Consider the following 24,420-nt stretch of genomic DNA (forward strand, 5'->3'; position numbering starts at 1 on the left):
CTTCCCAAGGGGCGCCGCTGCCGGCGCCCCTTTTCTGTGGCTGGCCGCCCGCGCGGCGAGGGCTCTCGATGCAATCATTCCTGTTGGCGGTCGACCGTTTCTCGACCTGGATCGGCAAGACCTTCGCCTGGTGCGTGGTCCTGCTCACGCTGCTGATCAGCTGGGAGGTGTTCTCCCGCTATGCGCTCAACGAACCGCATGCGTGGGTGCTCGACGCGCAGATCATGCTGTACGGCACCCTGTTCATGACCGCTGGCGCCTACACGCTCTCGAAGAACGGCCACGTGCGGGGCGACGTGCTGTACGGCTTCTTCCGGCAGCGCACGCAGGCGATCTTCGACCTCGCGCTCTACATCCTCTTCTTTCTGCCCGGCATCGTGGCGCTGACCTGGGCCGGCTGGATCTATGCCGGTGAATCGCTGGCCATCCGCGAACAGACCTTCTCGGCCACGCCGCTGCCGCTGTACCCGTTCAAGTACGTGATTCCGCTGGCCGGCATCACGCTGCTGATCCAGGGCTTCGCCGAGATCGTGCGCTGCATCCAGTGCATCCAGACCGGCACCTGGCCTTCGCGCGAGCAGGACGTGGAGGAAGTCGACGTTGACCAGCTGAAGAAGATGGTCAACGTCGACGATGCCGAGATCCAGGCGCTCGATGCCGTGGTGGTCGCCAAGGAGGCGCAGCGATGATCCGCCGCGAATTCTGGTTCGGCCTCGGCTTCATGGCCCTCATCGTCATCGCCGTGGCGGTGCTGCTGTTGCGCGTGGAGACCATCACCGACGGCCATCTCGGCCTGCTGATGCTGTCGCTCGTGGTGGTGGCGATCATGCTCGGCTTCCCGACCGCCTTCACGCTGATGGGCATGGGGATGATCTTCACCTGGTTCGCCTACAACCGGGACATCACACGCACGCTCGACCTGATGGTGCAGGCGGCCTACAAGACCATGGCCAACGACGTGCTGATCGCGGTGCCGCTGTTCGTCTTCATGGGCTACCTGGTGGAGCGCGCCAACCTGATCGAGACGCTCTTCAAGAGCCTGCATCTCGCGATGGCCCGGCTCCCGGGCGCGCTGGCCGTAGCCACGCTGGTGACCTGCACCATCTTCGCCACGGCCACCGGCATCGTCGGCGCGGTGGTCACGCTGATGGGGCTGCTGGCGCTGCCGGCCATGCTGCGCGCGGGCTACAGCATTCCGCTGGCCGCGGGCGCCATCACGGCGGGCGGTTGCCTCGGCATCCTGATTCCGCCCTCGGTGCTGTTGATCGTCTATGGCGCCACGGCGGGCGTGTCGGTGGTGCAGCTCTATGCGGGTGCCTTCTTCCCCGGCCTGATGCTGGCGTCGCTCTACGTGGTGTACGTGATCATCGTCGCCAAGCTCAAGCCGGCCTGGGCGCCGCCGCTCTCCGCAGCAGACCGCATGGTGCCGCTGCCGCCGCTCACCCGTCGGCTCACCGCCGATTCGGGCGCGCACGCGCTGGCCGCACTGATGTCGGCCTTGAAGGGCAAGCGCAATGCCGACGTGCCCACCGGGCACCTGCTGCGCCAGCTCGGCATCGTGCTGCTGCCCGGCCTGCTGTTCGCCCTGCTGGCGGTGACCAGCTACCGCGCCGTGACCACCGTCAATGCCGAAGCGGTCTACGACATCCAGGAAATCGGCGCCTCCCGCAGCAACAACAGCGACGCCGACAGCGGCGGACTGGCGGAGCCCCCCGTTGAGTCGGGCGGGCTCGCGGAGCCACCGTCCGAAGGCGGCGGCCTGGCCGAGCCGCCGGTCGACAGCGGCGGCGCCGTGCAGGAGCCGCCCGGCGCAGCGCCAGCGCCGACAGCCGCGCCCGTCGCTGCGACCGCGGCCGACAGCACCCCGGCTGCCGCCACGCAGCGCCCGGCGCCGACCTGGTGGTGGGTCTGCTTCGCGGTGGCTGGCGCGCTGACGACGCTGTTCTATCTGTTCCTCAGCTTCGCGCGGCTCGAGATCTTCAAGATGCTGCTGGCGTCGTTCTTCCCGCTGATGATCCTGATCCTCTCGGTGCTCGGCTCGATCGTGCTCGGGCTGGCGACCCCCACCGAGGCCGCTGCGATGGGCGCACTCGGTGGCTTCCTGCTGGCCGCGGCCTACCGGCGGCTCACGATGAACGTGCTGAAGGAGTCGGTGTTCCTCACTGCCAAGACCTCGGCCATGGTCTGCTGGCTGTTCGTCGGCTCGGCCATCTTCTCGGCCGCGTTCGCGCTGCTCGGCGGGCAGGCGCTGGTGGAGGAGTGGGTGCTGGGCATGAACCTCAGCAAGGTGCAGTTCCTGATCCTGAGCCAGGTGATCATCTTCGTGCTGGGCTGGCCGCTGGAGTGGACCGAGATCATCGTGATCTTCATGCCGATCTTCATTCCGCTGCTGGACAACTTCGGGGTCGACCCGCTGTTCTTCGGCCTGCTGGTGGCGCTGAACCTGCAGACGGCGTTTCTGTCGCCACCAGTGGCGATGGCCGCCTTCTACCTGAAAGGGGTGAGTCCGCCGCATGTGACGCTGAACCAGATCTTCCTGGGCATGCTGCCGTTCATGGGCATCCAGGTGCTGGCGATCGTGCTGCTTTACATCTGGCCGCAGATCGGGCTCTGGCTGCCGCAGTTGCTGTACAAATAAACAAGGCGCTGCGGGCGTCGAGCGCGTGCCACCTTGCCCGGCTACAGTCGACGCAAGGAACACGACATGCCCACATACGACTTCGATCTCTTCGTCATCGGCGGCGGCAGCGGCGGCGTGCGCGCCGCGCGCATGGCGGCCCAGCGCGGCGCGCGCGTGGCACTGGCGGAGGCCGCCGAACTGGGCGGCACCTGCGTCAACGTGGGCTGCATCCCCAAGAAGCTCTACAGCTACGCGGCCGGCTATGCCGAGGCCTTCGAGGAGGCGCCGGGCTACGGCTGGCAGCTCGGCGAGGCGCGCTTCGACTGGGACGTGCTGAAGGCGAACCGTGCCCGCGAGATCCACCGCCTGAACGGCATCTATGGCGGGCTGCTCGACGCGGCCGGCGTCACGCTCGTCACCGGCTGGGCGCACCTCGAGGATGCGCACACGGTGAAGGTCGGCACGTCGCGCCACACCGCGCGCCGCATCCTCGTGGCGACGGGCGGTCGCCCCTTCGTCCCCGACCTGCCGGGCCGCGCGCACGTGCAGGTGTCCGACGCGATGTTCGACCTGCCGACCTTCCCGAAACGGCTCGTCATCGTGGGCGGCGGCTACATCGCCTGCGAGTTCGCGTCCATCTTCAACGGGCTCGGTGCCCAGGTGACGCTGGTGCAGCGCCAGGCGCACCTGCTGAACAGCTTCGACGAGGACGTGCGCGTGTTCCTGGCGCGCGAGATGGGCAAGGCGGGCGTCGACATCCGGCTCAACGCCGAGGTCGCCTCCGTCGCGCCCAGCCGCGGCAAGGACGCGCCGCTCGCCGTGATGCTGTCGCGCGGCCAGCAGCTGGAAGCTGACACCGTGCTCTACGCCACCGGCCGCGTGCCCAACACCGAGGGGCTGTGCCTGGAGGCCGCCGGCGTCGCGCTGGACGAGCGCGGCGCGGTGAAGGTCGACGCACACTACCGCAGCAGCGTGCCCTCGGTCTACGCGCTGGGCGACGTGTCGACCAAGCTGCAACTCACCCCGGTCGCGCTGGCCGAGGCGATGGCCGTGGTCGATGCGCTCTTCGGCGACGGCAAGCGCAAAGTGGACTACGACTATGTGCCCACCGCCGTCTTCACGCACCCGAACGTCGGCACCTGCGGACTGACCGAGGCCGAGGCGCGCAAGAAGTACGGCAAGGTCACGCTCTTCAGCAGCGAGTTCAAGACGCTGCGCCATACGCTCTCGGGCCGCGACGAGCGCACCTTTTTGAAGCTGATCGTCGATGCCGCCAGCGACCGGGTCGTCGGGCTGCACATGGTCGGCCCCGAGGCCGGCGAGGTGGTGCAAGGCTTTGCGGTCGCGATGCGCGCCGGCGCGACCAAGGCGCACTTCGACACGACCATCGGCATCCACCCGACGGTGGCCGAGGAGTTCGTCACCATGCGGCAGCCGATGCCGGGCTGAGCGCCATCGGCGCGCCCTCGGCGCACTGCACAATGGCGCCATGCCCTACATGCCGCCATTCGTCGCCCCCGCCCGCTTCACCGATGCTGCCGCCGCGCTGGCACAGGTGCAGAAGATCTACCAGCAGGCATTGGCGCACCTGCGGGACTCGATGCTGCGCTTCGTGGCGGGCGAAACACTGCCGGGCCGGGTGCGCGCCTGCTACCCCTTCGTGCGGGTGCACACGCACACCGTCTCGCGCCAGAGCCCGCCGACCACCGCCGGCCTGAGCTACGGCTTCGTCGCGGGGCCGGGCCGCTACGAGACCACGCTGACGCGGCCCGACCTGTTCCACCGCTACTACCTGGAGCAGTTTCGCCTGCTGCTGGAGAACCATGGCGTCGAGCTCGAGATCGGCACGGCGACGCAGCCGATTCCCATTCACTTCTCCTTCGCCGAGAACGACCACATCGAGGGCACGATGAACGCCGAGCGCCGCGCCCTGATGCGCGACGTGTTCGACCTGCCCGACCTGGCCGCGATGGACGACGGCATCGCCAACGGCACCTACGAGCCGAAGGCGGGCGAGCCGCAGCCGCTGGCGCTCTTCACCGGCGCACGGGTGGACTACTCGCTGCACCGGCTGCGCCACTACACGGGCACGGCGCCGGAGTGGTTCCAGAACTTCGTGCTGTTCACCAACTACCAGTTCTACATCGACGAGTTCGTGGCGCTCGGCCACAAGGAAATGGCGAACCCCGACAGCCCCTACGTCGCCTTCATCGAGCCGGGCAACGTCACCACCTACCGCAGCGGCTACGACGGCCCCGAAGGGGGCATCGCGCCGCCGCGGCTGCCGCAGATGCCGGCCTACCACCTGGTGCGCGAAGACCGCGCCGGCATCACGATGGTGAACATCGGCGTCGGCCCGTCGAACGCCAAGACCATCACCGACCACATTGCCGTGCTGCGCCCGCACGCCTGGATGATGCTGGGCCACTGCGCGGGCCTGCGCAACAGCCAGCAGCTGGGCGACTACGTGCTGGCCCACGCCTACGTGCGCGAGGACCATGTGCTCGACGAGGAACTGCCGCTGTGGGTGCCGATCCCGGCGCTGGCCGAGATCCAGCTGGCGCTGGAGAAGGCGGTGGAAGAGGTCACGCAGATCAGCGGCCCCGACCTGAAGACCATCATGCGCACCGGCACCGTGGCCAGCACCGACAACCGCAACTGGGAGTTGCTGCCGCAGAACGAGCCGCAGCGCCGCTTCAGCCAGAGCCGTGCCGTGGCGCTCGACATGGAAAGCGCGACCATCGCGGCCAACGGCTTCCGCTTCCGGGTGCCCTACGGCACGTTGCTGTGCGTGTCCGACAAGCCGCTGCACGGCGAGATCAAGCTGCCGGGCATGGCCAACCATTTCTACCGCGAGCGGGTCGAGCAGCACCTGCGCATCGGCATGAAGGCCATCGAGATCCTGCGCGCCGAAGGCTCGAGCCGGCTGCACAGCCGCAAGCTGCGCAGCTTCGCGGAAGTCGCGTTCCAATAAAAACACTGCCGCTTTTGCACGGTGAGCCGGTGTCTTTTGACATATCGGCGTAGGCTATCGTTCCTGGGCGGTGGGCGCTGTTGGCTCTGGCTCCAACGATCGCCGCGCTCACCCTTCACCCCTTCAGTCCACGCCCTTGGAATCCGACATCCTCGATGCCCTGCGTCAGGCCACCGCCCCCCTGCACGCGCAGGTGGATCGGTGCCTGCCGCTCGCGCGAGCGTCGCCGAGCCTGGCGGACTACCGGTCGCACCTTCGCGTGCTGAATGACTGGCTGCAGCAGCTGGCGCGCATCGAGCCCGCACCGCCGGCATTGGACTCGCACCGCGAACAGCTGGCCGGCGATCTGAACGCCTGCGAGGCGCTGCTGCCGCCCCACGAGCGGACACCCACCCTGCACATGCCACGCACGCCACGCAGCCCGGCGTTCGTGTGGGGCGTCTCGTACGTCCTCGAAGGCTCGCGCCTGGGCGGCCGCGTGCTGTACCGCCAGCTCGCCGAGCGCCTGGCGCCGCATCCGCTGAACTACCTGCAGGGCGCTGGCGACCAGACCGGCGCGCACTGGAAGGCCTTCATCGCGCAGCTGCGTGCACAAGCACTCGGGCCGGCCGAGATGCGCAGCGCCTGCGACGGTGCCGTCCACGCCTTCGAGACGCTGTTGGCCTGCCACCGCGAGACGGAGCGCCTTCAATGAGCGCGACGCTGCCGATCAACCTCGACAACTGCGCCCGCGAGCCGATCCATATCCCGGGGCGGATCCAGTCGCATGGCGCGATGCTGGCACTGGGCACCGACCGCCGCGTGGTCCACGTCAGCACCAACCTGCGCGCGCTGCTCGGCGCCTCGGCACCTGCGGTGGGCGATGCGTTCAGCGCATTGCATTTCGAGGGCGACGAGGCCGTCCACGACGCCCTCAACGAACTGCTCGACGGCACGGACGCGACCGACGGCGTGCCCGCCAGCAGCGAGGTGCGGCTCAACGGCCAGGTGTTCGACCTGGTGGTGCACCACAGCGGCGGGTTGGCGGTCGCCGAGTTCGAGCTGCGCCCCGCAGGTGCCGATGTGAAAGCCGATTTCGCCCTGAAGGCGCACCGCGCCATGGAGCGGCTCAAGCGCCAGAAGTCGATCGCGAGCCTGATGGATTTCGCCGTCGGCGCGGTGCGCCAGCTGACCGGCTTCGACCGCGTGATGGGCTACCGCTTCCGCCATGACGACAGCGGCGACGTGGTCGCCGAAGACCGCGCCGAGACGCTCGAGCCCTTCCTGGGCCGCCGCTATCCGGCCAGCGACATCCCGGCGCAGGCGCGGCGGCTCTACGTGGTCAACACGCTGCGGCTGATCGCCGACGTGCATGCAGCGCCGGTGCCGGTCGAACAGGCGCCGGACGTCCAGCGCCCGCTGGACATGAGCCACAGCGTGCTGCGCAGCGTGTCGCCGATCCACATCGAGTACCTGCAGAACATGGGCGTGGGCGCGTCGATGAGCATCTCGATCGTCGTCAGCGGCCAGCTCTGGGGCATGCTGGCCTGTCACCACATGGGGCCGCTGCAGGTGCCGTATTCGGTGCGCATGGCCTGCGACGTGCTGGCGCAGATCCTCGCGGCGCATGTGCAGAGCCTGGCGGCCGGCGAGCAGGCACGGCGCAGCGCCGACGCGGCGGAACTGCGTACCCGCCTGATCGAAGCGGCCCTGCATGCCGACGACACCGCGTCGGCGCTGGTCGACAAGGCGAAGGACCTGATCGTCGCCTTCCAGGCGCAGGCGGCGATCATCGCGGAGGAGTCGAAGCTGCATGTCGAAGGCGACGTGCCGCACGACTTCGCCGTCCAGCTCATCGCGTGGCTCGACGCGGCGCAGGCGCCGGCCGGCCACCTGCTGTCGACCGCGTCGCTCAAGCAGCTCGCGCCCGCGCTGGCCGGTGGCCCGGGGGTCTGGTGCGGGGTGCTGGCGCTGTCCTTCGACCCCGCCGCCCACGGCTGGCTCGTGCTGCTGCGCAAGGAACAGATCGAGACCATCGACTGGGGCGGCCACCCCGAGAAGACCTACAGGGTCGGCCCGCTCGGCCCGCGCCTCACGCCGCGCGGCTCGTTCGATGTCTGGCGGGAGACGGTGCGCGACACCTCGGTGCCGTGGGACGCCAACGACCTCGAGTTCGGCCGCCGCCTGCTGGACGAACTGCTGCGCGCCCGCTCCGCACGCCTGGCCGAGATCGCACGCGGCCGCACCGAGCTGATGGCCATGCTGGGCCACGACCTGCGCGACCCGCTGCAGTCGATCGCCATGGCCGCGCGCCTGCTCGGCAAGGAGGCCGAGCGCGACGGCGTCGGCGCCAGCACCGGCAGCCGCATGGGCCAGCGCATCCAGGCGTCGAGCACGCGCATGGCGCGGATGATCGGGCAGGTGCTCGACATGTCGCGGCTGCAGGCCGGCAGCGGCGTCGAAATCCGGCACGGCGAGGTGGACCTGACCCTGTTGCTCGACGACCTCCTCGACGAGATGCGCCTGGCGCACCCTGGCGTCAACGTGGCACGCGAGGCGCCGGACCGCCTGATGGCGCAGGTCGACGGCGACCGCATGGCACAGGTCTTCACCAACCTCGTGAGCAACGCCCGTCACCACGGCGCCCCCGGCGCGGCGATCCGCGTGCAGCTCGCCGCGCACGGCGGCCAGGCGATGTTCGAGGTGAGCAACGTCAGCCCGCCGATCCCGGCCGATGTCGAGCCGCAGCTGTTCAACGCCTTCAAGCGGCGCGACCATGCCAACCCGCGCAACCGCAGTGGCCTGGGCCTGGGGCTGTACATCGCGCATGCCATCGTCCAAGCGCATGGCGGCACCATCGTCTACCGCTACGCCGAGCCCTGCGTTGTCTTCAGCGTGCGGGTGCCGCTGGCGCCTGCCGCCCCCGACCTGTCCTCCTCCGCCGCATGACACCCGCATCCTCCAGCCGCCTGGTCTATTCCACCGACAAAGGCCGCGTGTGCCCCGACTGCCGGCAGGCGGCCGCCGACTGCCGCTGCAAGGCCATGGCCGCGGCGCCGAAGGGCGATGGCATCGTGCGCGTGTCGCTCGACACCAAGGGCCGCAAGGGCAAGGGCGTGACGCTGGTGCGCGGCGTGCCGCTCGCGGCCGATGCGCTGACCGCACTCGCCAAGCAGCTCAAGGCGAACTGCGGTTCGGGCGGCACGGTGAAAGACGGCGTGATCGAGATCCAGGGCGACCACCGCGATACCGTGGTCGCCGCGCTGCAGAAGCAGGGCCTGACGGTCAAGCGCGCAGGCGGGTAGGCTCGGTGCGATGAACCCGGAAGACCTCCAGCGCCTCGTCACCCTGCAGATGCCCTTCGGCAAGTACAAGGGCACGCTGATCGCCGACCTGCCCGGCAACTACCTCACCTGGTTCGCCCGCGAGGGCTTTCCCAAGGGCGAGATCGGCCGGCTGCTGCAGCTGATGCACGAGATCGACCACAACGGCCTGAAGCCGCTGCTCGCGCCGCTGCGCAACGGCAGCGCCGGCGCCGCTCAGCGGTAGGCGTTCGGGTAGCGCGCCACGGTCAGGCCATCCATGTCGATGGCCGCCGGCTGGCCGGACATCACGTCGGCGATCACGCGCCCGGTGCCGGCAGCCATCGTCCAACCCAGCGTGCCGTGGCCGGTCGCCAGGAACAGGTTGGGAAAGCGCGTGGCGCCGAGGATGGGGGTGCCGTCGGGCGTCATCGGACGCAGGCCGCACCAGAACTCGGCGCGCGACAGGTCACCGCCGCCCGGGAACAAATCGGACACCACATGCGCCAGCGTCTGGCGGCGCGCCTCGTGCAGCTTGAGCGTGTAGCCCGCGAGCTCGGCGGTGCCGCCGACGCGTATGCGGTCGCCCAGGCGCGTGACCGCGACCTTGTGCGTCTCGTCCATCACGGTCGATTCGGGCGCGCCGGCCGCATCGACGATGGGCACGGTGATCGAGTAGCCCTTGACCGGGTAGACCGGGATGCGGATGCCCACGTCCTTGAGCAGCAGCGGCGAATGGCTGCCGAGCGCGACCAGGTACGCGTCGGCCTTCAACGTGCCGGCATCGGTCACGACGCCGTCGATGGACGCCACCGTGCCGTCGAACCGGCGGATCTGCACGCCGTAGCGAAAGCGCACGCCCAGGTCGGCCGCCATCGCCGCCAGCCGCTGGGTGAACTTGAAGCAGTCGCCGGTCTCGTCACCCGGCAGCAGCAGGCCGCCGACGAACTTCTCGCGCACCGCGGCGAGCGCGGGCTCGTGCCGGATGCAGCCGTCGCGGTCGAGCAGTTCGAAGGGCACGCCGTCGCGCTGCAGCACGGCGATGTCGGCGGCGGTGCCGTCGAGCTGCGCCTGCGTGCGAAAGAGTTGCAGCGTGCCCTGCATGCGCTCGTCGTAGCGGATGCCGGTCTGCGCCCGCAGCGCCTTCAGGCAATCGCGGCTGTACTCGGCCAGCCGCACCATGCGGCTCTTGTTGATGTCGTAGCGGGCGCTGGTGCAGTTGCGCAGCATCGAGAACCCCCAGCGGACCAGCGCCAGGTCGAGCTGCGGGCGGATCACCAGCGGGCGGTGGTGCATCAGCAGCCACTTAACCGCCTTCAGTGGCACGCCGGGCCCAGCCCAGGGCGACGAATAGCCGGGCGACACCTCGCCGGCATTGCCGTAGCTGGTCTCCATCGCCGCGGCGGGCTGGCGGTCGACCACCGTCACCTCGTGCCCCGCCAGCGCCAGCTGGTAGGCCGAACTCACCCCGATGACACCGCTGCCCAGAACCAGAACCTTCATGCCACCCGCTCCTCGTGTGTTGTCGGCGCGCCGGATCGGCGCGTCCTTTTCATGCATCTCGTGCCATGGGCTGGCTGCAAGGAATGGGCCCGGTCTCCGTCCCCGTACGCGCGCATGGCTGACGCAGCATGCCGCCGGCTTCGCCCACAATGCGGCCGGTGAGCATCGCACCCCTCCTTCAGGTCCGGCACCTGCGCAAGCGCTATGGAGAGACAACCGTCGTCGACGACCTGTCCTTCGAGATCGCGCCCGGCGAATGCCTCGGTGTCATCGGCCCCAACGGCGCCGGCAAGACGACCACCCTGCGCATGTGCCTGGGCCTCACGACGCCCGATGACGGCGACATCAGCTACTTCGGCGGCGGTGGCGCGCTGCAGATGCCGCGCGATGCCCTGGCCATCAAGGCGCAGCTCGGCGTGGTGACCCAGTTCGACACGCTCGACCCCGATTTCAGCTGCGCCGAGAACCTGATGGTCTACGGCCGCTACTTCGGCTTTCGCCGTGCAGAGATCGCGCCACGCATCCCCGAACTGCTGGAATTCGCCGCGCTCACGCACAAGGCGGCCGCCAAACCGGGCGAGCTGTCGGGTGGCATGAAGCGACGGCTGTCGCTGGCGCGCGCGCTGGTCAACGACCCCAGGCTGCTGATGCTCGACGAGCCCACCACCGGGCTCGACCCGCAGGCGCGCCACCTGATGTGGGAGCGGCTGCAGGTGCTGCTGCAGCGCGGCAAGTCGATCCTGCTGACCACGCACTTCATGGACGAGGCCGAGCGCCTGTGCACGCGCTTGCTGGTGCTCGACCACGGCCGCAAGATCGCCGAGGGCCGGCCGCGCGACCTGATCGCCGAGCACCTCGAGCCCGACGTGGTCGAGGTCTACGGCAACGGCGCGCTCGAACTGGCCGGCGCGCCCGACCTGGCACCGCTGGCCGCCCGCATCGAGGTCAGCGGCGAGACGGTGTTCTTCTACACGCAGGACGCGCGGCGGCTGCTCGACGCATTGACGCAGCGTGGCGGGCTGCGCACCTTCCATCGCCCGGCCAACCTGGAAGACCTGTTCCTGAAGCTCACCGGGAGGCAGATTCGTGAAGACGGCTGAAGCGACGCATTCCACGCCCTCTGTCTGGCGCCCCCCCACGCTCTCGATGCGCTGGTGGCCGGTGTTTCTGCGGAACTGGCTGGTGTGGCGCAAGCTGGCGATCCCCAGCCTCATCGGCAACATCGCCGAGCCGCTGATCTGGCTGGTGGCCTTCGGCTACGGCATGGGCGCGCTGGTCGGCCAGGTCGAGGTCAACGGCACCAAGGTGCCCTACATCCTGTTCCTCGCGAGTGGTTCGATCTGCATGAGCGCGATGAACGCCGCGAGCTTCGAGGCCCTGTACTCGGCCTTCTCGCGCATGCACGTGCAGAAGACCTGGGACGGCATCATGAACGCGCCCATCGGGCTCGACGACGTGGTGCTGGCCGAGATGCTGTGGGCCGCCTTCAAGGCGATCTTCACGGTGACGGCGATCCTGGCCGTGATGCTCGCATTGGGCATCAGCCACAGTCCCAAGCTGGTCGTCGCGTGGGCAGTGCTGGTGGGTTCGGGCATCACCTTCTCGTCGATCGCGCTGATCTTCAACGCGCTCGCCAAGGGCTACGACTTCTTCACCTACTACTTCACGCTCTTCATGACGCCCATGATGTTCCTGTCGGGCGTGTTCTTCCCGCTGGATCAGTTGCCGGGCTTCGTGCGAACCCTGGCGGCCTGGCTGCCGTTGACCAACGCCGTCGCGCTGGTGCGCCCGCTCTTCATGGACCAGTGGCCGAGCGACGCGCTGCGCCACGGGCTCGTGCTGGCCGTCTATGCGGTGGTCGCGTTCTGGGTCGCGCTGGCGCTGACGCGGCGCCGCTTCAGGGCCTGACGCTCAAGAGGACTTGCCGGCGGCGGCCGCGCGCAGCTTGTCCTTCTTGCTCGGGCGCTTGCCCTTGATGCCCCCGTTGCCCGACGGCGCCACGGCCCCCGGCGCCAGTTCGGCCGGCGGCGCGGGCTCGAAACCGGCGATCTGCTCGCGCGGCACCTTTGCGCCCTGGCGCTTCTCGATCAGGCGGAAGTGCGCCTCGGTCTCGGCGCTGACGAAGCTGACCGCCACACCGCTTTCGCCGGCACGGCCGGTGCGCCCGATGCGATGCACATGGTCGACCGCCGAGCGCGGCAGGTCGTAGTTCACCACCGCCGGCAACTGGACCACGTCGATGCCGCGCGCCGCCAGGTCGGTGGCGACCACCACCTGCACGCGGGAAGCCTTGAAGTCGGTCAGCACCTGGCTGCGCTTGCCCTGGCTCAACACGCCATGGAAGGGCTCGGCCTCCAGCCCGGTCTTGCGCAGCTTGTCGGCCACGATCTCGGCCGCATGCTTGGTCGCGACGAAGACCAGCACACGCGGCCAGGCCTCGTCCTTCACCAGCTTGGCGAGCAGTTGCGTGCGGCGCGACGGGTCGACTTCGATGGCGCGCTGGGCGATGTCGGGGGCGGTTTCGGGCTCGGCCGGCACGTCGATGCGCAGCGGGTCGCGCAGCGCCGAGGTGGCCAATGCGGCAATCGCCGGCGGGAAGGTCGCCGAGAACAGCAGCGTCTGCCGCCGCTCCGGCAGTTGCTCGAGGATGCGCCCCAGCTCTTCGGAAAAGCCCAGGTCGAGCAGCCGATCGGCCTCGTCCAGCACCAGCGTCGCCACGCTGCCCAGCCGCAGCGCGTTGTGGGCGATCAGGTCGATCAGCCGGCCCGGCGTGGCGACCACCAGGTCGGCCCCGCCTCGCAAACCCATGAGTTGCGGATTGATGGAGACGCCCCCGAAAACCACTGCAATGCGCAGCGCTTCGGGCAGGCCGCTGGTCAGTTCCCGCAGGGTTTCGCCCACCTGTTGCGCCAGTTCGCGCGTGGGAACGAGCACCAACGCACGCGGATGGCGTGTTTTTTCGTGGTGACGATCCAACAATCCCTGCAGCAATGGAAGGGCATACGCTGCCGTCTTCCCGGAACCCGTCTGCGCCGACGCCAGGACGTCGCGCCCCGCCAGCACCGCCGGGATGGCCTCGCGCTGGATCGGTGTGGGCACGGCATAACCCCGTCCGGCAGCGGCTTGCGCCAGAGGAGAAATGAGGCCCAAGGCAGTGAATGGCATGCGGCGAAACGATCGAGATGAGGCAGAAAAAAGGCGGGCGCACAGCGCGCCGCGGCAGCCGGGAAGGATAGCCAGCGCCCTCGCCGCGAACGGTTACCGACAGCCGCTCCGCACTTTATTCACGTGTAACGAAAGCTTTTTCCCTAAAAGGGCTGGAGTGAACGACAATGCGTGAGCGTTCCAGACGGGCATCCGTCGGGACGTGAACGGTGATAGGTCAGTTTCGCGCCACAGCGCTTTTCAGTCAGTTGTGATTCTGGGACTCCATCGCTTTGTTATTTTGGTTTGAATTAGGAGTCCCTCCATGGGCAAAAAACTGTACGTAGGCAATCTGTCCTACTCCATCCGCGACAACGATCTGGAACAAGCCTTCGGCGAGTTCGGTGCTGTGACCAGCGCCAAGGTCATGATGGAACGCGAAACCGGCCGCTCCAAGGGCTTCGGCTTCGTGGAAATGGGCACCGACGCTGAAGCGCTGGCTGCCATTGAAGGCCTGAACGGCCACTCCCTCGACGGCCGTGCACTCACCGTGAACGAAGCCCGTCCGATGGAACCCCGTCCTGCTGGCGGCGGCTTCGGCGGCGGTCGCAGTGGCGGCGGCGGTGGTGGCGGCTACGGCGGCGGTGGTGGTGGCGGCGGTTACGGCGGCGGCGGCGGTGGCCGTAGCGGCGGTGGCGGCGGTGGTGGTTACGGCGGCGGTGGCGGCGGTGGCCGCGGCGGCTACTAAGCCCTCTCGCACCTCACAAGAAAAGGCTCCTTCGGGAGCCTTTTTTGCGTTCCGATTGCCTCTCTTTTAAGCAGCCTATCGGATACCCGTACGAGGCGCTACGCGTTACTGCTTAGCCTCGTCGTCAGCCAGAAGTCAGGCGCAACCAACGACCCTCACGCCTCCAATTCACGGGGTCGAGACAATGGGAATCAAGAGTCAGGCTGACTTCTTTTCGGGGGTCATGTTCACTGCCGTCGGCGCCACCTTCGCGGTCGGCGCCACCACTTACAACATCGGGGATGGCGCCCGCATGGGGCCCGGGTACTTCCCGCTCATGCTGGGCATTCTGCTGGCCGTGCTGGGTTTGCTGATCATCTTCCAGGCACTGGTTGTCGAGACGGCCGACGGCGGAAAGATCGGCAAGTGGGCCTGGAAGCCGCTGTTCTTCGTGATCGCCGCCAACGTCGCCTTCGGCGTGCTGCTGGGCGGCCTGCCGAGCATCGGCCTGCCGGCCATGGGGCTGATCATCGCGATCTACGCGCTCACCATCATCGCGAGCCTTGCCGGCGAGCATTTCAAGCTGCGCGACGTGCTGGTGCTCGCCACCATCCTCGCCGTGGGCAGCTACATCGCGTTCATCTGGGCCCTCAAGCTGCAGATCCAGGTCTGGCCGACCTTCATTTCGGGCTGAGGAGACACACGACATGGAACTGTTCCACAACCTGGCGATCGGCTTCGGCGTCGCCTTTACCTTCACCAACCTGCTGTACTGCCTGGTCGGTTGCATCCTGGGCACGCTGATCGGCGTGCTCCCCGGCATCGGCCCGGTCGCGACCATCGCAATGCTGCTGCCCGCCACGTACGCGCTGCCACCTGTGTCGGCGCTGATCATGCTGGCCGGCATCTACTACGGCGCGCAGTACGGCGGCTCGACCACCGCCATCCTGGTGAACCTGCCGGGCGAATCGTCGTCGGTGGTCACCTGCATCGACGGCTACCAGATGGCGCGGCAAGGCCGGGCGGGCCCTGCGCTCGCCGCCGCCGGCCTGGGCTCCTTCTTCGCCGGTTGCGTCGGCACGCTCATCCTTGCCGCCTTCGCGCCACCGCTGACGGAACTGGCCTTCAAGTTCGGCCCCGCCGAGTACTTCTCGCTGATGACGCTGGGCCTGATCGGCGCGGTGGTGCTGGCCTCGGGCTCGCTGCTCAAGGCGGTCGCGATGATCGTGCTGGGCCTGCTGCTGGGCATCGTCGGCACCGACGTGAACTCCGGCGTGGCGCGCTTCAGCTTCGACATCCCCGAACTCACCGACGGCATCGGCTTCGTGGTGATCGCCATGGGCGTGTTCGGCTACGGCGAAATCATCGGCAACCTGTCGCAGCCCGATGACGAGCGCGAGGTGTTCACCGCCAACGTGAAGGGCCTGTTCCCCACGAAGGACGACTTCAAGCGCATGGCCCCAGCCGTGCTGCGCGGCACCGCACTCGGTTCGGCCCTGGGCATCCTGCCAGGCGGCGGCGCCTTGCTGGCAGCCTTCGCGGCCTACGCGCTCGAGAAGAAGATCAAGATGAGCCCCGGCGAAGTGCCTTTCGGCAAGGGCAACATCCGCGGCGTGGCATCGCCCGAGTCGGCCAACAACGCCGGTGCGCAGACCTCCTTCATCCCGCTGCTGACGCTGGGCATTCCGCCCAATGCCGTGATGGCGCTGATGGTCGGCGCGATGACCATCCACAACATCCAGCCCGGCCCGCAGGTCATGACCAGCAACCCGGAACTGTTCTGGGGCCTGATCGCCTCGATGTGGATCGGCAACGCCATGCTGGTGATCCTGAACCTGCCGCTGATCGGCATGTGGATCAAGCTGCTGACGGTGCCCTACAAGTTCCTGTTCCCGGCCATCGTGCTGTTCTGTGCGGTCGGCGTGTACTCGACCAACAACAACACCTTCGACGTATGGATGGTCGCCATCTTCGGCGTGATCGGCTATATCTTCCTGAAGCTCAAGACCGAGCCCGCCCCGCTGCTGCTGGGCTTCATCCTCGGGCCGATGATGGAAGAGAACCTGCGCCGCGCGCTGCTGCTGTCGCGCGGCACCTGGAGCGTGTTCGTCACGCGGCCGCTGTCGGCCGGCCTACTGGTGGCGGCGTGCCTGCTGCTGGGCATCGTGCTGCTGCCGTCGATCAAGGCGAAGCGCGAGGAAGCGTTTGTAGAGGAGTAAGTTCTTCGCGCCAAAAAGAAAGCCGCCCTCGGGCGGCTTTCTGCTTTTGGGCGCCGTGCTCTATGCCGTGCGGGGCTTCACGCGCGAGGCGGCTTCCTTGGCGTTGGTGCGCGCGGTGTCGATGTCGGCCGCATGCGCCAGCGCCACGCCCATGCGGCGCTTGACGAAGCTCTCAGGCTTGCCGAAGAGGCGGATGTCCACGCCGTGCACCTGCAGCGCCTCGGCCACGCCGTCGAAGACGATGCCGGTGGCGTCGACGCCGCCGTAGATCACGGCGCTGGCGCCGGCGCTCTTGAGCGTGGTGTCCACAGGTAGACCGAGGATGGCGCGGGCATGCAGCTCGAACTCGTTCTGCCACTGCGTCGCCATCGTCACCATGCCGGTGTCATGCGGGCGCGGGCTGACTTCGCTGAACCAGACCTCTTCGCCCTTCACGAAGAGCTCGACGCCGAACAGGCCCTGGCCACCGAGGTCGTCGGTCACCGCCTTGGCGATCTGCTGGGCCTTCTTCAGCGCCACCGGCGACATCGGGTGCGGCTGCCAGCTCTCGACATAGTCGCCGCTGACCTGCACGTGCCCGATGGGCTCGCAAAACTGCGTTTGCACAGCGGCTTTGCCGTCGAGCGCGCGCACGGTCAGCAGCGTGATCTCGTAGTCGAAGTCGATGAAGCCTTCGACGATCACGCGGCCATGGCTCACACGGCCGCCGGCCATCGCATAGTCCCACGCCTTCTTCACGTCGGCCGGGCCGTCGATCTTGCTCTGACCCTTGCCGGAGCTGCTCATCACCGGCTTGACGATGCACGGATAACCGATGCCGGCATCGATCGCCGCCTGCAATTCTTCCAGCGAATCGCAGAACTTGTACGGACTCGTCGGCACGCCCAGCGTCTCGGCCGCCAGGCGGCGAATGCCTTCTCGGTCCATCGTGAGGCGCGCCGCGCGGGCGGTCGGAATCACGCGCACGGTGCCGGCGTCTTCCAGCGCCTGCAGCATCGGCGTGGCGATGGCCTCGATCTCCGGCACCACCAGATGCGGCTTCTCGGCCTCGATCAGCGCCTTGAGCTGCGCCGGGTCGCTCATCGTGATGGTGCGCGCGTGGTGCGCGACCTGCTGGCCCGGCGCGTTCTCGTAGCGGTCGACCGCGATGGTCTCCACGCCCAGTCGCTGCAGCGCAATCAGTACCTCCTTGCCGAGCTCGCCGGAGCCGAGCAGCATCACGCGGGTGGCGTGGGGGGACAGGGGGGTGCCGAGGGGGGTCGTCATGAAAAGCGCTCCGAGGGGACTGGAAAACCGGGCACTTTAATCCACCCGCCCCGCCACCTGCGTTGTCGGCTGCGGCACAACGTTTGCACGCCGCGCTGCGACACAATGTCCGGCATCGTGCGGGTACGCCCGCCCTCCCCATTTCCATTCCCTGCAAGGAGCATTTCATGCACATTCAAACCGTCGGCATCATCGGGGCCGGAACCATGGGCAACGGCATCGCGCAGGCCTGCGCGGTCGCCGGCGTGAAGGTCGTGATGGTCGACATCGCGCAAGCCGCCGTCGACAAGGGCCTGGCCACCGTGAGCGGCAGCCTCGACCGGCTGATCAAGAAGGAAAAGCTGACGGCCGAGCAGAAGAGCACGGCACTGGCGCTGATCCAGGGCTCGACGAACTACGAGGACCTGAAGGGCGCGCAACTGGTGATCGAAGCCGCCACCGAAAATTACGAGCTCAAGCTGAAGATCCTCAAGCAGGTCGATGCGCTGCTCGCGCCCGAGGTGATCATCGCGTCGAACACCTCGTCGATCTCGATCACCAAGCTGGCCGCCGCCACCTCGCGCGCCGACCGCTTCATCGGCATGCACTTCTTCAACCCGGTGCCGATGATGGCGCTGGTGGAGATCATCCGCGGCTACCTCACGAGCGACGCCACGCACGACGCGGTGAAGGCGCTGTCGGTGACGCTGGGCAAGTCGCCGATCACCGTGAAGAACGCGCCGGGTTTCGTGGTCAACCGCATCCTGGTGCCGATGATCAACGAGGCCTTCTTCGTGCTGTCCGAAGGCATCGCGACGGCCGAAGACATCGACGCCGGCATGAAGCTCGGTACCAACCAGCCGATCGGCCCGCTGGCCCTGGCCGACATGATCGGCCTGGACGTGTGCCTGGCGGTGATGGACGTGTACCTCGAGGAGTACGGCGACTCCAAGTACCGCCCCTGCCCGCTGCTGAAGGAAATGGTCGCGGCCGGCCAGCTCGGCCGCAAGACCGGCCGCGGCGTCTATACCTATTAAGTGCCACGCGGGCACATCCGCCCGCCGCCCGGCGCGACAGAACAACAACGGAGACAACCGATGACCCCTTCCGCCCCCACGCCGCCACCCGAAGGCTGCATCAACACGCAGGTGCTCGACCACGTGCTGCTGATCGGCATCAACCGCCCCGCCAAGCGCAACGGCTGGACGCCGCGCATGTTCCGCGAACTGGCCGAGGCCTACACGCGGCTTGATGACGACCCCGCCCTGCGCGTGGGTGTGCTGCATGCGCTGGGCGACCACTTCACCGCCGGGCTCGACCTGCCGTCGTTCAGCGAGCTGATGAAGCGCGGCGAGAAGGCCTATCCGCTGGGGCTGGTCGAGCCCAACGACCTCGGCACGCCGGGCTACCGCCGCCGCACCAAGCCGATGGTGGTCGCGGTCAAGGGCATCTGCTTTACCGTTGGCATCGAGCTGATGCTGGCCGCCGACATCGTGGTCGCGGCCGACGACTGCCGCTTCTCGCAGCTCGAGGTGCAGCGCGGGATCATGGCCACCGGCGGCGCCACGCTGCGGATGGCCGAGCGCGCCGGACTCGGCAACGCGATGCTGCACCTGCTGACCGCGGACGAGTTCGACAGTGCCGAGGCGCTGCGCCTGCACTTCGTCCAGAAGGTGGTGCGCGCGGGTGAGGAGCTCGATGCCGCACTGGCCATCGCGCAGCGGATCGCCGCACAGGCGCCGCTCGCGGTCGTCGCCACCCGGCTGAACACGCTGCGTGCCGTCGAGCACGGGCCGCTGGCCGCGATGGCCGAGTTCATCGAGACGCAGCAGCGCCTCGCCCGCAGCGACGACGCGGCCGAGGGCGTGCGTGCCTTCGTCGAACGACGCGCCGCCCGCTTCACCGGCCACTGAGCCTCCCCGACCCTGATCCATACAGGGTCATGCACTGCACCTCAATTGCACGCAATTCAATTGCTCACTATCATTCAGCCCATGCGCTCCGCACCCACCCCCGACGAACTGCTCAAGCTGGACAACCAGCTGTGCTTCGCCGTGTATTCCGCCTCCCTCGCGATGACGCGTCTCTACAAGCCGCTGCTCGAGAAGCTGTCGCTCACCTACCCCCAGTACCTCGTGATGCTGGCCTTGTGGGAAACCGATGGCCCGACGGTGTCGGAACTCGGTGATCGCCTCTCGCTCGACTCCGGCACGCTGACGCCGCTGCTCAAGCGGCTGGAGGCGAACGGCCTGGTGGCGCGGCTGCGCGACGTGGCGGACGAGCGCCGCGTGCACATCACCCTGACATCGGCGGGCCGCAAGCTGAAGGCACGGGCGGCAGACGTTCCGGCCTGCCTGCTGGCCGCGAGCCAGTGTTCGCTCGACGAACTCGCCGGCCTCACGAAGCAGTTGCAGACCCTGCGCGACCGCGTGCGGGCCGCCTGACGATTTTTCTCCGCCTCATCGAAGGCATTTCTTTTCCCTCCACTCCAAAGGAACGACCATGACCACGAAACTCGACAAGGTTCTCTACACCGCCGAAGCCCACACCGTGGGCGGCCGCGACGGCGCCGGCAAGACCAGCGACGGCGTGCTCGACGTGCAGCTGAGCTCGCCCGGTTCGGGCAAGCCGGGCACCAACCCCGAGCAGTTGTTCGCGGTCGGCTACGCCGCCTGCTTCATCGGCGCAATGAAGGCGGTCGGCCCGAAGGTCGGCGTGAAGGTGCCCGATGACGTCGCGATCGACTCGAAGGTCTCGCTCGGCCCGACGAACGGCGGCGCCGCCTACGGCATCAGCGTGCAGCTGGCCATCACGCTGCCCGGCCTCGACGCCGAACAGAAGCAGAAGCTGGTCGACACCGCCCACCAGGTGTGCCCGTACTCGAACGCCACCCGCGGCAACATCGACGTCGAGATCACGATCGCCTGATCGATCCCGTCCGATGAAGGGCGGCGCAGCCTCGCGGCTGTGCCGCCCTTTTCTCATGGCGCTCATTGCACGATGCGGTTCGGTGCGCGCCGACAATCGCGCCATGACATCTTCAAGCGCGCCGGCGAACACCCATCCCTACGAGAGCCTCACGCCCGACGTGGTGCTCGACGCGCTGGCCACGCTCGACCTGCACGGCGACGGCCGACTCACGGCCCTCAACTCCTACGAGAACCGGGTCTACCAGGTCTTCCTCGACCAGCCTGCAGCCTACCCGTCGGTGGTCGTCAAGTTCTACCGGCCGGGGCGCTGGACCTCGGCCGAGATCCTCGAAGAACATGCCTTCTCGCTCGAACTCGCCGCCGCCGACGTGCCCGCCGTGCCGCCGATCGAAGTGCATGGCAGCACACTGCACCACCACGACGGCTTCGCCTTCAGCGTGAGCCCGTACCGTGGCGGTCGCTCGCCGGAGCTGGATGACTTCGAGGTGCTCGAATGGGTCGGCCGCTTCCTCGCGCGCATCCACACCATCGGCGCGGCGCGGCCCTTCGCGGCGAGGCCGACCCTCGACCTGCAGAGCTTCGGCATCGCCTCGCGCGACTGGCTTCTGGGCAACGAGAAAATCCCGCTCGACGTGCAGCGCGAATGGGAGAAGGCCTGCAACGAGGCGCTCGACCGCATCGCCGCGACGGCGTTGTCACCCACCTCCACCGACGCGACGTTGCGCAAGCTGCGCCTGCATGGCGACGTGCACCCCGGCAACATCCTGTGGACACCGACCGACCGGCCCGAGGGCGGCCCGCACTTCGTCGACCTCGACGACGCGCGCACCGGCTACGCGGTGCAGGACCTGTGGATGCTGCTGTCGGGCGACCGTGCCCAGCGCACCGGCCAGCTGAGCGGCCTGCTCGACGGCTACGAGCAGTTCCGATCCTTCGACCGCCGCGAGCTCGCGCTCATCGAGCCGCTGCGCACGCTGCGACTCATCCACTACAGCGCCTGGCTGGCGCGCCGCTGGGAAGACCCGATCTTCCCGATCAACTTCCCGTGGTTCGGCACCAGCGACTACTGGAAGGGCCAGATCCAGATGCTGCAGGACCAGTGCGAGTCGATGGACGAGGAACCGCTGTACGCGTAGCACGGCAGGCAACCATGCGCGCTCCTGAAGTGATCGAAGCGCGCGGACACACGGCGCTCAGCCGAAGTGGCAGGACACGGTGCCGAACTCGCCGTAGTCGGCCACGATGGTGTCGCCCTTCACCACTTCGATCGGCCGGATGAACGAGCCCGCAAGAATCACCTGCCCCGGCTGCAGCGTGACGCCGAAGCGGTGCAGCCGGTTGGCCAGCCACGCCACGCCGTAGCCCGGGTGGTTGAGCACGCCGGCGGCCAGCCCCGTCTCCTCGACCTCGCCGTTGCGGCTCACGATGGCACCGATGCGCCGCATGTCGGCATCGATCACCGCCGGCTTGAAGGGCCGGCCACCCAGCACCAGCGCCGCGTTGGCCGCGTTGTCGGAGATGGTGTCGAACACGTTGCGGGTGCGCTTCGTTTCGGGGTCGATGCGCTGGATGCGCGCGTCGAGGATCTCCAGCGCGGGCGTGACGTAGGCCGTGGCGTCGAGCACGTCGAACAGCGTGCAGTCAGGGCCCGACAGCGGCCTGGCGAGCACGAAGGCCAGCTCGGCCTCGATCTTCAGCTGCAGGAAGCGCTCCGACGGAATCACCGCGCCGTCGCGATAGAACATGTCGTCGAGCAGCGTGCCGTAGTCGGGCTCGGCGATGTTCACCGCGCGCTGCATGGCCTTCGACGTGAGGCCGATCTTGTGCCCCTTCACCGTCCGGCCGTTGCGCAGCTTGAGCTGCATCCAGGCGTGCTGGATCGCGTAGGCGTCGTCGATCGTCATGTCGGGGTAATCGAGCGAGAACTGCCGGCAGGCGACGCGCGTGCGCTCGGCCTCTTCGAGCCGCTCGGCGGCCTGGGCCAGGGTGTTCTGGTCGAGACTCATGCCGTCACCTCTTCAGCCTTCACGACGTTGCGCAGCACGCCCACGCCACTCACCTCGACCTCGACCACGTCGCCCGGCTGCAGGAACTTCGGCGGATCGAAGCGGATGCCCGCGCCGATCGGCGTACCCGTCGCGATGATGTCGCCCGGCTCCAGCGTGGTGAAGGTCGAGAGGTAGCCGACGAGGTAGGCGAAGTCGAACATCAGGTTCGCCGTGGTGTCGTCCTGCCGCGGTTCGCCGTTCACGCGCGTCTGCACGCGCAGGGCGCCGTAGCCGTTGGGAAACTCGTCGGCGGTGGCGATCCACGGGCCGATGGCACCGGACGCGTTCCAGTTCTTGCCCTGCGTCACGTTGAACTTGGCGTGGTGCACCCAGTCGCGGATGGTGCCTTCGTTCATGCAGGTGAGGCCGGCGATGCAGGCCAGCGCGTCATCGCCCTTCACGCGGCGCGCGCGGCGGCCGATGACGATGGCGATCTCGCCCTCGTAGTCGAGCTGTGTCGATTCGAGCGGCTGCTGCAGCGCTTCGCCATGGCCCACGAAGGACTCGGCCACGCGCATGAAGATGCTTGGGTACTTGGGCAGGTCGCTGCCGTCCTTGTACTCGGCGTTGCGGTGCGCGTAGTTCACGCCGATGCAGAAGATGCGGCGCGGCCGAGCGATGGGTGTCTCGACGCGCACATCGGCCAGCGCGTGGTCGGGTGCGGCGCCCTCGGCGGCCGCACGGGCCTGTGCCAGCGCGGCGTCCCCGCCTTCGAGCAGTGCGGCAACGGATGCGAACGCCGGCAAGCGGCGGCCGAGGTCGACGACACCGTCGCCGTTTCTGTCGTCGATAAGGCAGCCCCAGTGCGAGGCCCCGCCGTGGAGGTAGCTGATGAGTTTCATGCGGTCTCGAATCCGAAGAAGCGGGCGGGGTTGTCGACGAGGATCTTCTGCCGCGTGGCGGCGTCGGGCGCAAAGCGATAGAGCAGTTCGAGCAGAGCGCCTTCGTTGGGCGGCTGCTTGACCGACACCGGGTGCGGCCAGTCGCTGCCCCACACGCAGCGGTCGGGGGCAGCATCGATCAGGCGCTGCGCCAGCGGCACCACGTCGCCCCACGGCGCGCCGGCCTTCGAGATCTTTTCGGACAGCGACAGCATCACCCAGAAGTTGCCGCGCTGGAACAGTTCGAGGATGCGCACCAGGCTCGGGTCGGCGTCGCCGCGCGACGGATCGGCCCGGCCCATGTGGTCGAGCAGCACCGGCACGTCGAGCGACTCGAAGGTCGCGAGCTGCTCGGCGATGCCGTTGGGCTCCGGCTGCACCTTGACGTACCAGCCCAGCTCCTTGACGCGGGCGAAGGCGCGTTCCTGCTCGGCCGCCGTCAGGCTGATGCCCAGGCCGCCGCGCGTGAAGCGCGCGCCACGCACACCGGCGTCGTGCAGCTTGTGCAGGTAGGCGTCGTCGCGCTCGGTCAGCACCGCCGCGTTGGCACAGGCCATGTAACGGCGCGGGCCGCCGGCGTTGAGTCCGTCGAGCGCATCGAGCACCACGGTGTGGTCGGCGCCGTAGGTCGTGGCCTGGACGATCACGCCGCGCGCGATGCCTAGCGTGGCGTGGAGCTTCTTCGCGACCTGCCAGGTCGCAGTCGGCATCTCGTAGGCCGCATTGGGCCGCACCGGGTATTGCTCCCGGGGCCCGAAGACGTGGAACTGGCTGTCGCATGCCAGTGCCGGCGGCAACGGCACCGGCGCGCGCGGATGGGGGTCGAAGGGAAGGTAGTCGGGCATGGG

Annotated in this window: 24 protein-coding genes; 18 read left to right on the top strand and 6 right to left on the bottom strand. The window is 68.2% G+C overall.

The features are described 5' to 3' along the window. Positions 1 to 68: 68 nt before the first annotated feature. The 8 genes from ACSFA2_RS11785 (at position 69) to ACSFA2_RS11820 (ending at position 9,122) form a co-directional block, all read left to right on the top strand. Positions 69 to 689: a TRAP transporter small permease subunit gene (locus ACSFA2_RS11785; protein WP_435455525.1), complete on the top strand. Its 621-nt coding sequence runs from the start codon at positions 69 to 71 to the stop codon at positions 687 to 689. Next, on the top strand, positions 686 to 2,638 hold the full coding sequence (locus ACSFA2_RS11790; protein WP_435455526.1) for a TRAP transporter large permease: 1,953 nt from the start codon (positions 686 to 688) through the stop codon (positions 2,636 to 2,638). The genes ACSFA2_RS11785 and ACSFA2_RS11790 overlap by 4 nt, the downstream gene beginning before the upstream one ends. A 66-nt stretch (positions 2,639 to 2,704) precedes the next feature. Further along, a complete protein-coding gene (gorA, locus tag ACSFA2_RS11795; RefSeq protein ID WP_435455527.1) occupies positions 2,705 to 4,069 on the top strand; it encodes a glutathione-disulfide reductase in 1,365 nt (454 codons plus the stop codon). A 40-nt stretch (positions 4,070 to 4,109) separates the two neighbouring features. Continuing rightward, positions 4,110 to 5,594, top strand: a complete 1,485-nt coding sequence (locus ACSFA2_RS11800) for an AMP nucleosidase (protein ID WP_435455528.1) — start codon at positions 4,110 to 4,112, stop codon at positions 5,592 to 5,594. A 136-nt stretch (positions 5,595 to 5,730) separates the two neighbouring features. Next, positions 5,731 to 6,288 (top strand): biliverdin-producing heme oxygenase, encoded by a 558-nt coding sequence (locus ACSFA2_RS11805; RefSeq protein ID WP_435455529.1) that lies wholly within the window; start codon positions 5,731 to 5,733, stop codon positions 6,286 to 6,288. Beyond that, positions 6,285 to 8,522, top strand: coding sequence for an ATP-binding protein (locus ACSFA2_RS11810; RefSeq protein WP_435455530.1), 2,238 nt, complete (start codon positions 6,285 to 6,287; stop codon positions 8,520 to 8,522). Before ACSFA2_RS11805 ends, ACSFA2_RS11810 begins: the two co-directional genes overlap by 4 nt. Further along, positions 8,519 to 8,878 (top strand): translation initiation factor Sui1, encoded by a 360-nt coding sequence (locus tag ACSFA2_RS11815; protein WP_435455531.1) that lies wholly within the window; start codon positions 8,519 to 8,521, stop codon positions 8,876 to 8,878. Before ACSFA2_RS11810 ends, ACSFA2_RS11815 begins: the two co-directional genes overlap by 4 nt. Before the next feature lie 10 nt (positions 8,879 to 8,888). Continuing rightward, a complete protein-coding gene (locus tag ACSFA2_RS11820) occupies positions 8,889 to 9,122 on the top strand; it encodes a DUF3820 family protein (RefSeq protein WP_435455532.1) in 234 nt (77 codons plus the stop codon). On the opposite strand, the gene ACSFA2_RS11825 is transcribed toward ACSFA2_RS11820, so the two are convergent. Then, the gene (locus ACSFA2_RS11825) at positions 9,113 to 10,378 is read right to left on the bottom strand and encodes a D-amino acid dehydrogenase (RefSeq protein WP_435455533.1); all 1,266 of its coding nucleotides are present in this window, start codon (positions 10,376 to 10,378) and stop codon (positions 9,113 to 9,115) included. The genes ACSFA2_RS11820 and ACSFA2_RS11825 overlap by 10 nt on opposite strands. A 149-nt stretch (positions 10,379 to 10,527) precedes the next feature. Between ACSFA2_RS11825 and ACSFA2_RS11830 the strand changes: the two genes are divergently transcribed. Together ACSFA2_RS11830 and ACSFA2_RS11835 are read left to right on the top strand one after the other, a co-directional pair. After that, a complete protein-coding gene (locus ACSFA2_RS11830) occupies positions 10,528 to 11,478 on the top strand; it encodes an ATP-binding cassette domain-containing protein (protein ID WP_435455882.1) in 951 nt (316 codons plus the stop codon). A gap of 46 nt (positions 11,479 to 11,524) precedes the next feature. Then, positions 11,525 to 12,286, top strand: a complete 762-nt coding sequence (locus ACSFA2_RS11835; RefSeq protein WP_435455883.1) for an ABC transporter permease — start codon at positions 11,525 to 11,527, stop codon at positions 12,284 to 12,286. A 3-nt stretch (positions 12,287 to 12,289) separates the two neighbouring features. On the opposite strand, the gene ACSFA2_RS11840 is transcribed toward ACSFA2_RS11835, so the two are convergent. After that, positions 12,290 to 13,543: a DEAD/DEAH box helicase gene (locus tag ACSFA2_RS11840; RefSeq protein WP_435455534.1), complete on the bottom strand. Its 1,254-nt coding sequence runs from the start codon at positions 13,541 to 13,543 to the stop codon at positions 12,290 to 12,292. Between the two features lie 304 nt (positions 13,544 to 13,847). On the opposite strand from ACSFA2_RS11840, the gene ACSFA2_RS11845 reads away from it, so the two are divergent. From ACSFA2_RS11845 to ACSFA2_RS11855, 3 genes are all read left to right on the top strand, one after another. Next, entirely contained in the window at positions 13,848 to 14,270 is a 423-nt protein-coding gene (locus ACSFA2_RS11845; protein WP_435448880.1) for an RNA recognition motif domain-containing protein, read from the top strand. A 184-nt stretch (positions 14,271 to 14,454) separates the two neighbouring features. Beyond that, on the top strand, positions 14,455 to 14,943 hold the full coding sequence (locus ACSFA2_RS11850; protein ID WP_435455535.1) for a tripartite tricarboxylate transporter TctB family protein: 489 nt from the start codon (positions 14,455 to 14,457) through the stop codon (positions 14,941 to 14,943). A 13-nt stretch (positions 14,944 to 14,956) separates the two neighbouring features. Then, positions 14,957 to 16,468, top strand: coding sequence for a tripartite tricarboxylate transporter permease (locus ACSFA2_RS11855; protein ID WP_435455536.1), 1,512 nt, complete (start codon positions 14,957 to 14,959; stop codon positions 16,466 to 16,468). Between the two features lie 60 nt (positions 16,469 to 16,528). On the opposite strand, the gene purT is transcribed toward ACSFA2_RS11855, so the two are convergent. Then, positions 16,529 to 17,734, bottom strand: coding sequence for a formate-dependent phosphoribosylglycinamide formyltransferase (purT, locus tag ACSFA2_RS11860; RefSeq protein WP_435455537.1), 1,206 nt, complete (start codon positions 17,732 to 17,734; stop codon positions 16,529 to 16,531). Positions 17,735 to 17,901: 167 nt separating this feature from the next. On the opposite strand from purT, the gene ACSFA2_RS11865 reads away from it, so the two are divergent. From ACSFA2_RS11865 to ACSFA2_RS11885, 5 genes are all read left to right on the top strand, one after another. After that, positions 17,902 to 18,750: a 3-hydroxybutyryl-CoA dehydrogenase gene (locus ACSFA2_RS11865; protein ID WP_435455538.1), complete on the top strand. Its 849-nt coding sequence runs from the start codon at positions 17,902 to 17,904 to the stop codon at positions 18,748 to 18,750. Positions 18,751 to 18,810: 60 nt separating this feature from the next. Continuing rightward, positions 18,811 to 19,626, top strand: a complete 816-nt coding sequence (locus ACSFA2_RS11870; RefSeq protein ID WP_435455539.1) for a crotonase/enoyl-CoA hydratase family protein — start codon at positions 18,811 to 18,813, stop codon at positions 19,624 to 19,626. Between the two features lie 81 nt (positions 19,627 to 19,707). Further along, positions 19,708 to 20,157, top strand: coding sequence for a MarR family winged helix-turn-helix transcriptional regulator (locus ACSFA2_RS11875; RefSeq protein ID WP_435455540.1), 450 nt, complete (start codon positions 19,708 to 19,710; stop codon positions 20,155 to 20,157). A gap of 58 nt (positions 20,158 to 20,215) precedes the next feature. After that, positions 20,216 to 20,641 (top strand): organic hydroperoxide resistance protein, encoded by a 426-nt coding sequence (locus ACSFA2_RS11880; RefSeq protein ID WP_435455541.1) that lies wholly within the window; start codon positions 20,216 to 20,218, stop codon positions 20,639 to 20,641. A gap of 103 nt (positions 20,642 to 20,744) precedes the next feature. Then, positions 20,745 to 21,779 (top strand): serine/threonine protein kinase, encoded by a 1,035-nt coding sequence (locus ACSFA2_RS11885; RefSeq protein WP_435455542.1) that lies wholly within the window; start codon positions 20,745 to 20,747, stop codon positions 21,777 to 21,779. A 57-nt stretch (positions 21,780 to 21,836) separates the two neighbouring features. Here ACSFA2_RS11885 and hpaH read toward each other — a convergent pair whose 3' ends face one another. The 3 genes from hpaH to ACSFA2_RS11900 are packed head-to-tail and all read right to left on the bottom strand — an operon-like array spanning position 21,837 to position 24,417. Further along, on the bottom strand, positions 21,837 to 22,649 hold the full coding sequence (gene hpaH / locus ACSFA2_RS11890) for a 2-oxo-hept-4-ene-1,7-dioate hydratase (protein WP_435455543.1): 813 nt from the start codon (positions 22,647 to 22,649) through the stop codon (positions 21,837 to 21,839). Next, positions 22,646 to 23,533, bottom strand: coding sequence for a fumarylacetoacetate hydrolase family protein (locus ACSFA2_RS11895; protein WP_435455544.1), 888 nt, complete (start codon positions 23,531 to 23,533; stop codon positions 22,646 to 22,648). The genes hpaH and ACSFA2_RS11895 overlap by 4 nt, the downstream gene beginning before the upstream one ends. Next, positions 23,530 to 24,417, bottom strand: a complete 888-nt coding sequence (locus ACSFA2_RS11900) for an amidohydrolase family protein (RefSeq protein WP_435455545.1) — start codon at positions 24,415 to 24,417, stop codon at positions 23,530 to 23,532. Before ACSFA2_RS11900 ends, ACSFA2_RS11895 begins: the two co-directional genes overlap by 4 nt. Positions 24,418 to 24,420: the final 3 nt, after the last annotated feature.

The sequence above is a fragment of the Variovorax cryoconiti genome (assembly GCF_051216395.1).
GTDB lineage: Bacteria > Pseudomonadota > Gammaproteobacteria > Burkholderiales > Burkholderiaceae_C > Variovorax.